This window comes from Ferranicluibacter rubi (assembly GCF_011603255.1).
In the GTDB taxonomy this organism is placed as follows: Bacteria; Pseudomonadota; Alphaproteobacteria; order Rhizobiales; family Rhizobiaceae; genus Ferranicluibacter; species Ferranicluibacter rubi.
On record NZ_JAANCM010000003.1, the window covers coordinates 309361 to 323322 of the forward strand.

The window sequence follows — 13962 nt, forward strand, 5'->3', positions numbered from 1 at the left end:
CGCCGATATGTGGCTATCGCATCGATGCCCGCCGCGCGGGAGCCTCTGTGCGCTGATAGGAGGAGGCCGAGTGCGACGACGGAAGGGAGGTCGTTCTCGTCGCGTCCTGTCCGAGTTCAAAGTGCCGGATCAGGTCGCGCAGCGTTGCGGTCTCCTGCGCAAGCGTGGCGCTGGCTGCATTGGTTTCCTCGACCATTGCCGCATTCTGCTGTGTCACCTGGTCCATCTGGTTGACGGCTGCGTTCACCTCGGACAAGCCGGTCGCCTGTTCGCGCGCGGAGCTGGTAATCGCCTCCATGTGCTCGTTGACGACGACGATGTTGCTCCGGATCGTCTGCAGAGACTCTCCTGTCTCACTGACCAGCTTGACGCCGGTGCTGACCTCGCTTGAGGAATTGCGGATCAGCTCCTTGATCTCCTTTGCCGCTTGCGCGGACCTCTGCGCAAGCTCGCGCACCTCCTGGGCGACGACGGCAAAACCCTTGCCCGCTTCGCCCGCACGCGCCGCTTCGACACCGGCGTTCAGCGCGAGCAGGTTGGTCTGGAACGCGATCTCGTCGATAACGCCGATAATGTTGGAGATCTGGTTCGAGGATGCTTCGATGCGCGACATGGCACCGACGGCATCGGCCACGACATTGCCCGAGCGTTCGGCATTTTGACTGGCCGTCGAGGCAGACCGACGCGCCTCTTCCGCACGCTTGGCGGCGTTGGAGACATTGACGGTGATTTGATCGAGCGCTGCTGCCGTTTCCTCAAGGGACGCTGCCTGCTGCTCCGTGCGCCTGGAGAGATCCTCGGCGCTCTGGCTGATTTCGCGCGTCCCCATATCGATCTGGGCAGTTGACCGGGCAACGGCGCCGAGCGTGTTCCGCATCTGGCTGAGAGCCACGTTCATCGTGCTGCGAAGGCTTTCGAAGTCGGATGCGAACGGCTGATCAAGGCTGAACGAGAGGTCACCATTCGCAAGCTTCGTCAGGGCTTCGCCGATGGCACTCACGGCCTCCACCCGCTCGGTTACATCGGTCGCGAACTTGACGACCTTGGTGACCTTTCCCTTGGCATCGAGGATCGGGTTGTAGGACGCGTTGATGAAGATCGCCTTGCCGTTCTTGGCATATCGGGTGAATTCGGCAGACTGCACCTCGCCGCGTCGCAGCGCGTCCCAGAACGCCTTGTATTCCGGCGACTGCGCGTAACCCGGCTCCACCAGAATGCTGTGCGGGCGCCCCTTGATCTCATCCATGCTGTAATTGATGGCTTTCAGGAAGTTGGCGTTCGCCGATACGATCTCTCCCTGCGTCGTAAATTCGATGACACCCTGAGAGCGGCTGATGGCAACCATCTGCGCTTGGTAATCCAGATTCTGCAGTCGTTCCCTAGCATTGCTCCATTCGACGACGAAGCCGGTCGTCTTCGCCCCGTTGGTCAGCGGCGTGACGATCAGATCGAAGGCCCGGTGGCCGATCCAGATCGTTGCCCGGTGCTGGGTCTTGAGAGCCGCGAGCATATTGCGCTGGTGAGACGGGTTCTTATGAAAAATATCGATGTTGCTACCGATCAACTTGTCGAAATCGAACCGTGGCAGTTCCTTTTTCAGGTCGGGCCCCGCTTCCTTCAGCAGATCCGTCACCGCATTGTTCATGTAACGAATATTGAGATCGACATCCGCGATCATGATGTTCGCCGTAATCGACTTCATCGCTTCGCGCTGCATGCCAGCAATTTTCGATATCCCAAACACGTATTCACCCTCGTCAGTTTGCTTTGCGGACCACCAAGCAATCGCGACCCGAACTGTGGATGAGATTAAATAAAGATGCTTAAAATTTCGTTTTATTTGAGAAGATATGAAATTAAGGAGTTTCCCCTCCAATATTTCGGGCTTTCATCATAGTAATATATGCGGAATATCTAATTAATACCCCTATTTTTAGGATATATTGTATCAGTACGCTTTGCCATCGCGCTGACATGAATTCAAGACAGCTTTTCCATACGAAAAGTAGTCACCTGCATTTCGAGGACATCACAGTTCGTCTAACGGACGTCATAGGTACGTTCGGCTAGACGGTGATGGAAAGGCCATTGTTTGGGCGTGAATGCGCTCAGCAGCAAGCCTGCGCTTGTCGCCGCATGTGGTGCAGGCTGTCAGGGTTCAAGAACGGCAAGCTCCAGCTCTAACCGCTGAACACGCTCGCCTTCGCTCCCGCAAAAGACGCACTAATCCAAGAATCGCTCCAGCATTTTCTCAAGACAGTGATTTTCTTCCGTAAGTCTTTCTACAAGAAGCCTTTTGAGCTCTCTATTCTCACTCTCGAGAGCCGCCAATTGCCGTCGCGAAACTGGCTCTGCTGACAGTGCAGGTTCGCTGCCATCCCGAGATACGAACATTGGACCATGCTGGTGGTCCTCGGGTCTCGGCTCGCCATCCGATCCATGCTCAAGGACACGATGTTCTGACGCGGGTGAGGCTATCTCTTCGCTTTGCGTGTGCACAGCTTCCAGAATGCGGCCGCGTCTTTCACCACCAACATCGCTCGTCAACGACGGCTCTGCTAACGAGGCTGGTCGGCCGCCGATCTCGACGTCCGCCGCAACGAGATCCTTGTTTGGCATGTGATGTTCGGCCGGATGCTGGCCGCCGCCGTTGTTTATGTCGGCAACGTCGCTCCGCACCTCAGGGGGAAGATCATATTCGATCTCGCTTGTGAGCTTGGTGAAGTCTACAGCTCCCCATATCGACGTCTTCGGCGACGATTTCTGGCGCCGACCGCCTTTGTATTCCACCACAAAATTAGGTTGGGTTTTTCGCATGACGCGTGTCAATCCAGTTCGAGGCGTCGACGCAGTTCGGCGTTCTCCGCCCGAAGCTTCTCGCCGAGCAACCGACGCAGTCTCTGGTTCTCTTCTTCAAGCTTGATGAGTTCGGCCAGTTCGCTCCCGACCGAGGCCGGTGGTGTAGCGGATGGCGAGGATACCGAAGGTACTGAGGATGCCGAGAGCGTTGAGGAGACGTCTGCGGGCTTTTCTGCACGCTTCCATTGGTAATAGGTCTGATCCGAGATTCCGACGGCTTCAACGGCAGCCTTCAGCGAAAGACCGTCCTTTGCAAGGCTGTCTTCGATGCGGCGAATCTTTTCCGCGCGTTCCGAGGGCGTGTGACGCCGGATCTGGCGCGTGACGGGCTTTTCGCTCGGGACCTTCTTGGGTGTCCTTTTCCGGGCTTTACGGCCGCCGTCATCTGATGGCTGTACGTCCGTGTCCTGCACATCCCCGGATACGTCAGTCGGTGCATTCTGATGTTCGTCGCCAATCATGGCACTCTCCAATTACAGCGCAGTCAAGCTTATCTGCTAGCGGTAACATGCAAGTAGAGCAAGGTTGCTCCGTTGAAAGAAGCGTTTATTGACGGCCACTATAAAATTGCGCGTGTTCACCTTGAGCGATCGGGCATCGTCTCCACGACGGCGTTCGCCCAGCGCGTCTCGATGCAGATGCGTGTGCTGATGCGCTCATTCCGCGCCTGATCTCCGTATCGACCGCCACGAGCGATAAAATTTGACCAAACCGTCTTGACCGTCCATCGCGTATTCCGGCATACGTAACTAAATAACGTTACAAAACTGGATGGACGCGATTATGGCCAAGAAACTTCCTGTCACGGTTCTCTCCGGCTTCCTTGGAGCCGGCAAGACGACGGTGTTGAACCACATCCTTTCCAACCGTCAGGGGCTGCGCGTTGCGCTGATCGTCAACGACATGAGCGAGGTCAACATTGACGCCGCGCTGGTGCGTGACGGCGGGGCGAACCTGTCGCGCACGGAAGAGCAGCTTGTGGAGATGACCAATGGCTGCATCTGCTGCACGCTTCGCGACGACCTGTTGAAGGAAGTGCGGGCGCTCGCCGAACAGGGGCGGTTCGACTATCTGCTGATCGAATCCACCGGCATCGCAGAACCCTTGCCCGTCGCCACCACCTTCGACTTTCGCGACGAGGACGGCCGTAGCCTGTCGGACGTGGCACAGCTCGACACCATGGTGACGGTGGTCAGTGCCGCAAGTCTGCTGGCCGATTACAGCTCCGCCGATTTCCTCGCCGATCGCGGCGACACGGCGGGCGAAGGCGATAACCGCACCGTCATCGATCTTCTGGTCGAACAGATCGAGTTCGCGGACGTGGTGGTGCTGAACAAGGTGAGCACCGCCACCGCGGAAGACCGCGATGCGGCCCGCAAGATCATCACCGCCCTCAATCCCGATGCGAAGCTGATCGAAACCGATTTTGGTCAGGTCGATCTCAACGATGTGCTGGGCACGGGTCGCTTCGACCTTGCGAAGGCCGAACAGCATCCGCTCTGGTTCAAGGAGTTGCACGGTTTCAAGGACCATGTTCCGGAAACGGAGGAATACGGCATCCGCTCGTTCGTCTACCGCGCGCGCCGTCCCTTCGATCCCACACGCTTCCAGCGCTTCATCGACCGCGCGTGGCCGGGCGTCGTCCGGGCGAAGGGCTTCTTCTGGCTCGCGACGCGTCCCGACCATGTCGGCGAGATCAGCCAGGCCGGTGCGCTCGTCCGAACAAGCCGGATGGGGGCGTGGTGGTCCGCCGTACCGAAGGCGCAATGGCCACGCGACCCCGGCTTCCTGCAGATGATGGAACCGTATCTCGACCCGACCTGGGGCGACCGGCGTCAGGAGATCGTGTTCATCGGCGCGGATCCGATGGACGAGACGACGATCCGCGCCGATCTCGATGCGTGCCTGGTTGATGCTGAGACGTTCTGTCCAAGCCTTTGGCGAAAGCTGGCCGATCCCTTCACGCCTTGGGAACGCAAGGCATCCTGAGCAACGGAAAGCCCGCATTCCCTCAGCCCGAGACGCCATCCCGACCCTATCCGTATTACAGGAGATATCCGATGTTCCGCTCCCGCAAAGCCATGTTTCTGGCCACCACCCTTCTCGCGACCCTCGCCGCACCGCTTGCGCTTCGTGCCGAGGAAGAGAAAAGCGAGAGCTGGCGGCTCTTCGTCGCCGATCACACACAGCCGGTCGTTCGCGCGATCGACCTTGGTACCGACAAAGAGATCGGCCGCTTCGATCTGAAGGGCTATGCAGCACTTTCGCTCAGCGATAGCGGCCGCACCGTCTTTGCCATCCAGGGCGACCAGAATGTCGTCAACGTCATCGATACCGGCATCGCGCTCTCCGACCATGGCGAGCACCGCGACATCGAGGTCGGGGACACCAAGCTGCTGGACACTGCGATCAGCGGCGAAAAACCGGGCCATGTCGTGACGCGTGGCGACAGGGTGGCGGTGTTTTACGACCGTGGCGGCAAGGCCGATCTCGTGACCGAAAGCGGGTTGCTGGAGGGCAAGGTCGATCTGAAAACGTTCGACACGACGGCCGCACATCATGGCGTTGCCGTGCCGATGGGCCGTCATCTCCTCGTCTCCGTGCCGGACACCACGGCATCCGTCAAGGAGGGCGAACTGCCACCGCGCCTCGGCCTGCGCGTGCTCGACGAGGAGGGCCGACAGGTGGGCGATGTCGCGACATGCACGGGGCTGCACGGTGAAGCGACATCCGCGCGCCTCGTCGCCTTCGGTTGCGCAGAAGGCGTGCTGATCGCGCAGCCGGGCGGCATCGACGGACCGAAACTCGACATGCTGCCCTATGGAAAGGATCTGCCGGAGGGCAAGGTTTCCACCTTGCTCGGGGGCACGTCCATGCAGTTCTTCCTCGGCAATTACGGAGAGGACAAGGTGGTGCTGATCGAGCCCGGTGCCGAGACGCCCTATCGTCTGATCGAGCTTCCCCTGCGGCGCATCGATTTCGCGCTCGACCCTGCCCATCCGCGCAATGCCTATATCCTGACGGAGGATGGCAGGCTTCATCTCCTCGATGTCGTTGATGGCGCCATCACGAGGTCGGCGGCGGTCACCGAGCCCTACAGCAAGGACGGCCATTGGCGCGATGCGCGACCGCGCCTTGCGGTGGCCGGCGACCACATCGCCATCACCGACCCGCGTCACGGCCTCGTGCGGTTGATCGATGTTGAGACATTCAAGGAGGTCCGCACGATCCCGGTCGAAGGCCAGCCGTTTGCGGTGGTGGCCGCTGGTGGTTCGGGCGCGACACATTAGCTTCCGAAGGTCTCCCTCGCGACTGCAATCCGCTCAGGAGGCCCGTTCCTGAGCGGAAAGCGCGAACGTCCAGACATCTTCGTCATCCGGGAAGCTGGAGGCCCAGGAGCGGGGATGGGCAAGACCTACTTCGGTACTGTCATCCCATCATCGCCACGTATTTCCATCGGTCGAACCGCAGCCGTAAGGCGGGGGCACGTTACCAAATGTGACATGAAGCTTGTCGCAGCCCCATTTGCTCAACGATGCCGGCAGGCGGCTGTTGATCTCGATACCGACCTCGTCATAGGGCGAACTCGTGTTCGAAACATACCGGTACCAGCGTAGACCGATAAATGCCGTGGCCGCGAGGACAGCGACCAGAACGACTGAGATGAGTTTGCGCATAGGGAATCCTTTATTCGGGTCGCCACTCGCCAATGCGTATGGCACCCTCTTCCGTCAGCTCGGTGCAGAGGAAGTGTGAAAGTTCATCGTCCCGGATGACGGCGGCGCTCAGCCGGCCGGATCGGTAGGCTCCCGTGTCCAGTGCGATGCGATTGGAATGAATTTCGGGTCGCAGCGATGCTGTGATCGTGTGGCCATGCAGGACGATATGGCGAAACACATCCAGGTGATCGAGAAAGCCGGCCCTGATCCAGCGCAAGTCATATTCATCCTGGTCAATCAACTCGATGCCGGGGCGTATTCCGGCATGAACGAAACAGAAGCGGCCGATCTCCTTGAATGTCAGAGCGTTTTCCAGCACATCGACATGGTGCGGAAAGTCACGGCGGATGTCGGCGGCGATATTTGCAAGATCGGGCACCGGCCGGTCGGAATATGCGCTCAGAGTGGCGACGCCTCCCCAGTCCAGCCAGTTGACGGCATCCTCGGATGTGAGGGTGCCACGCAGAAGCTCCCGCAGGAAGAAATCATGATTGCCCAGAATGAGCCGGGAGCCCGGATAGAGGTCCAGTGTCGCACGGACCTGATCGATGACCTTGGGACTGTCGGGCCCGCGATCGATGAGGTCGCCCAGGAAGATCACTACCGGCTTCGAACCATGGACCGCCGCGTCTTCTGCGATAGAGGCAAGCATGACATCAAGAAGATCGGCGCGTCCGTGGATATCGGCGATCGCATAGATATTGGAGGGTAGGCTCTCTGTCGTCATCACTCTCTTGCCTGCTGGAAAACACGGTTGCGTGACATCACCCTGCCGTTTGCACGGAGCCGGACCTTGGACGAGGACGAGACCAAAGCGACGCCATCCGGGGTGGCAACGTCCTATAAGCCACCCTCCCCCGACGCGCCATCAAAACCGAATGCCGTCGTAATGTCCTCCCGTGTTACGTGGCACGATAAATGCGGCTCGACGGCACGTCCCACAAAGGAAGGCGACATGCCATAACGTCCGGGTCCTTCGCTGAAGCGCAGCCCGCAGGAGCCCTTACCGACCCCCGCTGAAGTCAACCAGCATATCGGGCAGCAACGCTTTATCTGGATCGCCTACCAACGGATTTCAGCGCCGATAGGAGACCTCGATCATCGCATGCCCATCCATACGCGGCAGCGTAAAATGGACGATGCCGTCCGCTTCCGTGAAGGAGAGATCATCGCCGTCCGGCACGCTGCGGACCGTGGATACCGGCCTTACGGTCTTCAGCGAAACGGCGATGTCGAACAGCGGCGTGATGTCCTGGATCGGCTGGATATTGGCCTCCCAGAGCTGGCCGCGCAGCGCGGGCGTCGCGTGCAGCAAATGGATGACGTCGCGCGCCTGTTCCGGCTGATGGCGCACGGTCACCCGGCCGGCACGCGGCAGGCTGGTCGAGATCAGCCTGCCGTCGCCAAGCGCAAAGGCGATGGCGCTCTCGGCCATTTCCAGCATGCGCACCGCGCCCACCTGATGGTAGATGCTGAAGACCGGATGGGCGAGATAAACGAAATTGCCTTTCTGCACGCCCGCCTGATAGGCCGAGGCTTCCGGGCGGCTGGGCGCATGGATGTGGCCTGAGAAATGTCGCGGCGTGCGGTCGAAATAGGGCTCGTGGACCGCGCCGAGCGACAGGCCGTCCGTTACCGTGATCCGCTCGGACGGCTGATACATGAACATCGGCTGGTCGATACCGTCAGCCTGCAGCGGCGCGATCGGCAGGAGATAGTCGCCGCCCGTCATCGGCGATGTCCCGTGCCAGCGGGCGCCGAGATCGAACACGAAGCCGCGTTCCGGATCGACGCCGCTGCGCCCGGTCAGGAGCACCTTGCCGCCATTGGCCGCATAGTGCTCAATGCGCACCCGGAGAACATCGTCCACCGGAACGGCGTCGGGCAGGATCAGCAGCCGGTAGGACGAGAAATCGCTGTCGAGATCGAGCACGTCGAAGGTCAGGCCCGCCTCCAGCAGGATGCGGGACGCGCCGTCATCCGCGACGCTGTCGCGATCCGACCCACCGCCGGCGGCCGGCGTTTCCACCGACTGGAGCGAAAGCAGACCGATATCCGCGCGGTTGACCGAACCGAGGCACCAGGGTTCGCGCTCTTCCACGAAGCGATAGGCCGGCGCAATGATCGCCATCGTGGAGGGATCGAGCGCGCCGGTCGGGTGGAGATGATCACCGATCGAGCACCGCGCGCCGTGCGCAAGCATCGCGCCGCATTCATAGACCAGAGCCTCCGGCCGCTTGTAGCCGCCGACCTCGCCCCAGGTGAAATGGAACTTGCCCGTCATGCCGAGAAAGTCGAAGCCGATGGGATCGACATAGCGCGCGCTCAAGGGGAAATGATCGTAACCCCAGCCGGCCGTCGGCAGGGATTCCAGCTCCAGATGGCTGTAGAACTGGCGGTAATGCTTGCGCTGGCCGCGCCGGACATGGCCGGAGTTGAAGAACAGCGGCATGGCGGGATCGTGCCGCCGCACGGCCGCCTTCACAGCCTCGTAATAGGCCTCCGTGGAGCGATCGAGGAAGGTTTCCCGGTCGGCGGGGCGGGTCCAGTCGAGCCCGAGCGCATCCATTTTCGCACGTGCCGCGGTGGAGACGGTCGGCATCTGAAAGGAGATGTCGAGAAAGATGCCGTCGCCGTCGCCGTAAAGGCGCATGACCTCCTCCACCTGACGGCAGAGATAGTCGAGATAGGGGGTGGAGAAATCGAGAAAAGCCCAGCCGGTCGGCTCGTTGCGCGATTGTGGCAGCGTGCCGTCCGGCGAAACGATACGCCATTCGGGATGCGTCTGCGCGGCATGCTCGTCCCAGGCAGCCGAGAGATAGACCGGCGCCTTGATGCCGACGGAATGCAGCGCGTCGATCTGCCCGCGCAGGAGGTCGAAGCCGAGGCCCGGATGCATCCGACCGATCTCTGTCGGGTGATAGGACAGGCCATGATGGCATTTCGAGAACAGCGTGACCGAATCCACATGCGCCGCCCGGTAGGTGCTGGCAAAGGCCGTCGCATCGAAGCGGGATCCGACGCCGTCGATGAGGGGAGATGTGTGGAAGTCGAGATGGATCTGGCGAAAGCGCATGGGGCCTCGATGGCTTGAATGTGTGTGGGGGGAACGGCGGTGGCTTTCCGCGCGGCTCAGGAGGAAACGGGTGGAAACCGCAGCGTCTCTCCGTTGCGGTCGAACAGGTAGAAGGCGGCGGGATCGATCGACAGCGTCAGCGGATCGCCCGGCCGCAGCATCACCTGGCTTGAGCGATGGGCGGCGAGATAACCGTCCTGCGACTCGGAATCGAATGTTCGCAGGTTCCCCGCATCGGCATAGATCAGCGTTTCCCGGCCAAGGCTTTCCACCACCGCCACGCGGGCGGGAACGGCGATCTGGCCGGGTGCGCCAGTGCCGAACGTCTCGGCACGTAAACCCAGCGTAACAACGTCGCCCACGGCCGGCACATCCGCATCCGGCTCGATCTGAAGCTGGATCGGCATCGTCAGCCCTTCGGCCATAATCGTCACAGTCCGCCCGCCGGCAGCAACGATCCGGCCCTTGATGAAGTTCATGCGCGGAGAACCGAGAAAGCCGGCGACGAAGCGGTTTCGCGGGCGATTGTAAAGATCGAGCGGCGAGCCGACCTGTTCGATCAGGCCGGCATTCATCACCACGATCCGCGTCGCCATGGTCATGGCCTCCGTCTGGTCGTGGGTCACATAGACCATCGTCGCCTTGAGCTCGGCATGCAGCCGGCCAAGCTCGACGCGCATCTGCGAGCGCAAGGCCGCATCGAGGTTCGACAGGGGTTCGTCGAACAGGAACACGTCGGGCGCGCGGGTAATGGCGCGGCCGATGGCGACACGCTGTTTCTGCCCGCCGGACAGTTGCTTGGGCGTCTTGTGAAGATGCTCCTCGATCCGCAGGATTTTTGCGGCTTTCGCCACGGCGGCGGCGATTTCCGTCTTCGGCCGGCCAGCCATCTTCAGGGCGAACCCCATGTTCTCGGCCACCGTCATATGCGGATAGAGCGCATAGTTCTGAAACACCATGGCCACGCCACGGTCCGACGGCTCGGCATGGGTGATGTCGCGACCGTCGATGCGGATGGCACCGGAGGTGATCGTCTCGAGCCCGGCGATGGAACGCAGCAAAGTGGATTTGCCGCAGCCGGACGGGCCGACCATGACGATGAACTCGCCGGGTTCGGCGGTGAAGCTCACGCCCTTGATGGCGGTGAAACTGTCATAGGATTTGACGACGGTGTCGATCTGCAGGCTGGGCATGAGGCGATCCTATTTTCCGAGACCGGACATCGAGCGGACGAAATGACGCTGGGCGGCCACGAAGACGATCAGCAGCGGAACGGTGGCGATGGCGAGGCCGGCCATCAGCGCCGGCCAGTCCGCGCTGTACTGGCCGATCAGCCCGTAGATACCCACAGGCAGAGTGCGCACCCTCGTTTCGGTGAGCAGCATCAGGGCGAGAATAAATTCGTTCCAGTTGAACACCGCCTGGAAGATCGCCGCACTGGCGACGACCGGGCCGGACAGCGGCAGCACAATGCGCCAGAACACCTGGAACCGGCTGCATCCATCGAGCCGCGCCGCTTCTTCCAGTTCGCGCGGGAACTCCAGAAAGAACGCGTAGAACAGCATGGTGGTGAACGGGATGCCGTAGGCGGCATAGGGAATGACGATGGCGATCTGCGAATTGAGCAGCCCGGCGGCGGAGACGAGCTGGTAGAGCGGCACGAGAACGCTCTGCACCGGCACGGCGAAGCCCGCGACGATCAGGAGGTACAACGCCTGCATCCGCCGCGACGATGCGCGCGCCAGAACATAGGCGGCGAGCGCGCTGACCACGACGATCAGCGTGACGGACAGCGCGGTGACGACCACCGAATTGAACAGGAAGCCGCCGATGCCGATGCCCCAAGCCCGCTCGAAGGCGGCAAAGCTCAGGGTTCTCGGCAGGCCGAGCGGCCGGGTAAAGATGTCTGCCTGCGACTTGAAGGCGGCGACGAACATCAGGCAGAGCGGCGCCAGCACGAACAGCGTCCAGACGGACATGACGAGGTGAAGGCCGATCGATACGAGACGATAGCGGGAGGTCATGGATGCATCTCCCTCATGCCTTGCGCGACAGGCGCAGTTGCAGCCAGCCGAACAGGACGGCAATGGCCAGAAGCACCACCGACATCGCATTGGCATAGCCCATATTGCCGAGCCGGAAAGCCTGCAGATAGCTGTAGGTCCCCAGCACCTGCGTGGCGTTGGCCGGACCGCCGCCGGTGGTAACGAAAACGAGATCGAACACTTTCAGCCCTCCGACCACCGTGATCAGCGTGCCGACGATCAGCACGTTGCGGATGCCCGGCAGGGTGATGTAGCGAAAGGCGCGAAGCCCCTTGGCTCCGTCGAGCGCCGCGGCCTCGTAAAGCTCCTTCGGAATGCTTTGAAGACCAGCGAGAACGAGGATCATCTGGAAGCCGACATTCTGCCACGCGGCGATCACCAGCAACATCCAGAGCGAGATCTGGGGATCGCCAAGCCAGCCGAGCTTCGGCGGGCGCATGCCCAGCGATTTGACGATGGCATTCAGCGGCCCGACATTCGGATCGAGAATGAGGATCCAGACGAAGGCGACCGCGATGGAGGACACCACCACCGGCATGAAGATGATGGTGCGGTAGATCGCGTTGCCGCGCCGGACGCCACGGTCGAGAATGGCGGCAAGGATCGTCCCCAGACCCACCTGCGTGATGGCCGAACCGACGATCAGGAAGGCATTGTTGCGAAGGGCCGTCCAGAACACAGGGTCGCCGGCCGCCCGGACATAGTTTCCAAAGCCGACGAACACCCAGTTGCGCGAGGTAATGGTGAATTCGAAGAAGGACCCCACGATCGCGTAGACGGCGGGCGCGAGAATGAAGAGGCTGACCAGGGCCAGCGCCGGAAGGAGCATAGCCCCGCTCAGCATGTCCCGCCGCCCACGCGGCGAAAGAGGCCCCTGTTGCGTCACATCTGTCATCGCGCGCTCCCTCCCCGCCTGCCGCTTACTTCGCCGGCAGCTTTGCCTGGGCGGCAAGGGCCGTCTGGCGGATCTGCGCCACGGCGTCTGCCGGCGTCACGGTGCGGTTGAGAACCTCGACCGTTGCGTTGAGATAGGCGTCGGCCACGCTGGCCTCGAGCAGCACGTCCAGCACGTTGACCCCGCGGGTGAAGGTGCCCATGTCGGCCACGATCGCCTTGAACTGGGGCGTGGCGCCCGCCACGCTGTCGATCATCTTCGGGTTCGACGGCAGGAATTTCGTCAGCTCGGCGAACTTGGCGCCTTGTTCGGGCGATACGAGAAAGCTGATCCATTCGACAGCCTCCTTCGCGTGCTGCGTCTTGCTCGACACCTGGAAGCCCTCGGGCACCAGGAAGTTGGCACCGGCATCGCCCTTGCCGCCTTCGACGAGCGGCAGGCGGAAGAAGCCGTAATTGGTGAAGCCTGCCGCATCGAGCCCCGCCGTGCACCAGGTGCCGCAGAACTCCATCGGCGAGGCCTGCGTGGCAAACATCGCGTCCGCGACGGTGTATTCGGTGGCGTTCGGCGCCTCCTCGAAGCAACCGGCGTCCTGCAGCTTGATCAGTTCCCCGAAGGCCTGCGCATAGCCCGGATCGGTAAACAGCGCATCCGCCGGTCGCGACAGATCGTAATCGCCCGCCGTGCCATCGACACCCATGACCCGCTCGTTCAGCATGGTCATCCAGTGGATCGCCTTCCAGCGCGTCTTGTTGCCAAGCGGCATGGGAACCGTGTCGGGATCGATGGCGCGCACCGCCTTGCAGACGCCGGCAAGCTCGCTCATCGTCTTCGGCAGGGCGATCTTGTTCGCCGCGAAATAGTCCTTGTTGTAGAAGACATATTTGCTGACCGCATCGGCCGCCGCGCCATAGAGCTTGCCGTCATACCGGAAGGCATCCAGCAGCCCCTCGCCCAGTTCCGTGCCGAAACCACCCTTGGCCATCGCGGCGTCGGTGATGTCGAGCGCCAGACCGTCGCGCACCAGCCGCTTGGCGGCATCGCCCGACCAGTTGAAGAACACATCCGGCGCGTCCGACCCGACCAGGGCCACGGGCAAACTCGTCTTGTAGGCGTCACCCGGAAAGGTCTGGTGCTCGATCGTGATGCCCGGATGCGTTTTCTTGAACGCCTCCGCCGCCTGCGCGATGAATTCCGGATAGCCGGGGTTATCGAGCGTCCACATCTTCAGCGTAACGTCCTGCGCCAGAGCGGCCGGCACGGCGCACAGCAAGCCGGCGGCGAACGCCAGGAGATGAATGGGTCTTTCCAAAAACGTCTTCATGCTCGCTCCATGGCCGACATAGCGGTCTCACTTGATTGATCGAA

The 13962-nt window shown here is 61.5% G+C and carries 13 protein-coding genes; 3 read left to right on the forward strand and 10 right to left on the reverse strand.

All coding sequences use genetic code 11. The features are described from left to right. Window positions 1-13 precede the first annotated feature (13 nt). The 3 genes from G8E10_RS08140 to G8E10_RS08150 form a co-directional block, all read right to left on the reverse strand. A complete protein-coding gene (locus tag G8E10_RS08140) occupies window positions 14-1717 on the reverse strand; it encodes a methyl-accepting chemotaxis protein (RefSeq protein WP_281517465.1) in 1704 nt (567 codons plus the stop codon). Between the two features lie 506 nt (window positions 1718-2223). After that, window positions 2224-2817, reverse strand: coding sequence for a hypothetical protein (locus G8E10_RS08145; RefSeq protein ID WP_110801636.1), 594 nt, complete (start codon window positions 2815-2817; stop codon window positions 2224-2226). 8 nt (window positions 2818-2825) lie between these two features. Further along, window positions 2826-3320: a transposase gene (locus G8E10_RS08150; RefSeq protein ID WP_110801635.1), complete on the reverse strand. Its 495-nt coding sequence runs from the start codon at window positions 3318-3320 to the stop codon at window positions 2826-2828. 72 nt (window positions 3321-3392) lie between these two features. Here G8E10_RS08150 and G8E10_RS08155 point away from each other — a divergent pair, with 72 nt between their 5' ends. The 3 genes from G8E10_RS08155 to aztD all read left to right on the forward strand — a co-directional run bounded on the left by G8E10_RS08155 (window position 3393) and on the right by aztD (window position 6149). After that, window positions 3393-3530, forward strand: coding sequence for a hypothetical protein (locus G8E10_RS08155; protein WP_165910631.1), 138 nt, complete (start codon window positions 3393-3395; stop codon window positions 3528-3530). 112 nt (window positions 3531-3642) lie between these two features. Beyond that, complete coding sequence (zigA, locus tag G8E10_RS08160; protein WP_110801634.1) at window positions 3643-4848, forward strand: zinc metallochaperone GTPase ZigA; 1206 nt, start codon at window positions 3643-3645, stop codon at window positions 4846-4848. A gap of 71 nt (window positions 4849-4919) precedes the next feature. Further along, window positions 4920-6149 carry a zinc metallochaperone AztD gene (gene aztD, locus G8E10_RS08165; protein ID WP_422038610.1) on the forward strand — a complete coding sequence of 410 codons (1230 nt, stop codon included), beginning with the start codon at window positions 4920-4922 and terminating at the stop codon, window positions 6147-6149. Between the two features lie 147 nt (window positions 6150-6296). Here the strand turns inward: aztD and G8E10_RS08170 are convergent, their stop codons facing one another. The 7 genes from G8E10_RS08170 to G8E10_RS08200 all read right to left on the reverse strand — a co-directional run bounded on the left by G8E10_RS08170 (window position 6297) and on the right by G8E10_RS08200 (window position 13918). Beyond that, the gene (locus G8E10_RS08170; protein WP_110801633.1) at window positions 6297-6536 is read right to left on the reverse strand and encodes a hypothetical protein; all 240 of its coding nucleotides are present in this window, start codon (window positions 6534-6536) and stop codon (window positions 6297-6299) included. Window positions 6537-6546: 10 nt separating this feature from the next. Beyond that, window positions 6547-7305, reverse strand: a complete 759-nt coding sequence (locus G8E10_RS08175) for a metallophosphoesterase (protein WP_165910632.1) — start codon at window positions 7303-7305, stop codon at window positions 6547-6549. 348 nt (window positions 7306-7653) lie between these two features. Continuing rightward, on the reverse strand, window positions 7654-9654 hold the full coding sequence (locus G8E10_RS08180; RefSeq protein WP_167128164.1) for a beta-galactosidase trimerization domain-containing protein: 2001 nt from the start codon (window positions 9652-9654) through the stop codon (window positions 7654-7656). Window positions 9655-9710: 56 nt separating this feature from the next. Then, window positions 9711-10847 (reverse strand): ABC transporter ATP-binding protein, encoded by a 1137-nt coding sequence (locus G8E10_RS08185; protein WP_110801630.1) that lies wholly within the window; start codon window positions 10845-10847, stop codon window positions 9711-9713. Between the two features lie 9 nt (window positions 10848-10856). Then, window positions 10857-11678 carry a carbohydrate ABC transporter permease gene (locus G8E10_RS08190; protein ID WP_110801629.1) on the reverse strand — a complete coding sequence of 274 codons (822 nt, stop codon included), beginning with the start codon at window positions 11676-11678 and terminating at the stop codon, window positions 10857-10859. Between the two features lie 13 nt (window positions 11679-11691). Next, the gene (locus G8E10_RS08195; RefSeq protein ID WP_110801628.1) at window positions 11692-12594 is read right to left on the reverse strand and encodes a carbohydrate ABC transporter permease; all 903 of its coding nucleotides are present in this window, start codon (window positions 12592-12594) and stop codon (window positions 11692-11694) included. A gap of 25 nt (window positions 12595-12619) precedes the next feature. Further along, a complete protein-coding gene (locus G8E10_RS08200; RefSeq protein ID WP_110801627.1) occupies window positions 12620-13918 on the reverse strand; it encodes an ABC transporter substrate-binding protein in 1299 nt (432 codons plus the stop codon). Between the last annotated feature and the right edge of the window lie 44 nt (window positions 13919-13962).